8 tRNA genes are annotated in these 828 nt (G+C 56.4%); all 8 read right to left on the bottom strand.

Annotated features, from left to right (window positions below):
* Window positions 1–44 precede the first annotated feature (44 nt).
* The 8 genes from FKZ59_RS14425 to FKZ59_RS14390 all read right to left on the bottom strand — a co-directional run bounded on the left by FKZ59_RS14425 (window position 45) and on the right by FKZ59_RS14390 (window position 793).
* Window positions 45–121, bottom strand: a tRNA-Met gene (locus tag FKZ59_RS14425).
* Between the two features lie 12 nt (window positions 122–133).
* Window positions 134–226 (bottom strand) — tRNA-Ser (locus FKZ59_RS14420).
* A gap of 30 nt (window positions 227–256) precedes the next feature.
* A tRNA-Ile gene (locus tag FKZ59_RS14415) sits at window positions 257–333 on the bottom strand.
* A gap of 6 nt (window positions 334–339) precedes the next feature.
* A tRNA-Met gene (locus tag FKZ59_RS14410) sits at window positions 340–413 on the bottom strand.
* 21 nt (window positions 414–434) lie between these two features.
* A tRNA-Ala gene (locus tag FKZ59_RS14405) sits at window positions 435–510 on the bottom strand.
* A gap of 7 nt (window positions 511–517) precedes the next feature.
* Window positions 518–594, bottom strand: a tRNA-Pro gene (locus FKZ59_RS14400).
* 14 nt (window positions 595–608) lie between these two features.
* Window positions 609–685, bottom strand: a tRNA-Arg gene (locus tag FKZ59_RS14395).
* 19 nt (window positions 686–704) lie between these two features.
* Window positions 705–793: transfer RNA gene (locus FKZ59_RS14390), tRNA-Leu, on the bottom strand.
* Window positions 794–828 lie beyond the last annotated feature (35 nt).

Below are 828 nucleotides of genomic sequence, written 5' to 3'. Positions count from 1 at the left end.
GCGTGACAGGCAGGCATGTTAACCACTACACCACGGAACCGTTTTGGTTGCGGGGGCAGGATTTGAACCTGCGACCTCCGGGTTATGAGCCCGACGAGCTACCAGACTGCTCTACCCCGCGATAATCTTATTATGGTGGAGGAAGAGGGATTCGAACCCCCGCGCGGTTTGACCCGCCTGTCGGTTTTCAAGACCGATCCCTTCAGCCAGACTTGGGTATTCCTCCATATTGTTCTCTTTCCCTTAATGAACCTTTTGGTGGACCTTGCAGGACTCGAACCTGCGACCGGACGGTTATGAGCCGTCTGCTCTAACCAACTGAGCTAAAGGTCCTCGGGATGGCGGTGGAGGGGATCGAACCCCCGACCTCACGGGTATGAACCGTACGCTCTAGCCAGCTGAGCTACACCGCCGAATTCTTTCATATATTATTATGGTGGAGCATAGCGGGATCGAACCGCTGACCTCCTGCGTGCAAAGCAGGCGCTCTCCCAGCTGAGCTAATGCCCCGTGTTTCTGGTCGGGAAGACAGGATTCGAACCTGCGACCCCTTGGTCCCAAACCAAGTGCTCTACCAAGCTGAGCTACTTCCCGGTCCTTCTTTTTTATGGCGCGCCAGGCAGGAGTCGAACCCACAACCTTCTGATCCGTAGTCAGACGCTCTATCCAATTGAGCTACTGGCGCCCGGTTTACCGACTTGTTTTGGTGCCGAGGACCGGACTCGAACCGGTACGGTAGTCACCTACCGCAGGATTTTAAGTCCTGTGCGTCTGCCAATTCCGCCACCCCGGCTTATGGAGCGGAAGACGGGACTCGAACCCGCGACC

The sequence above is a fragment of the Ureibacillus terrenus genome, assembly GCF_006569205.1.
Lineage (GTDB): Bacteria > Bacillota > Bacilli > Bacillales_A > Planococcaceae > Ureibacillus > Ureibacillus terrenus.
This window is presented reverse-complemented; position numbering and strand designations above follow the sequence as displayed.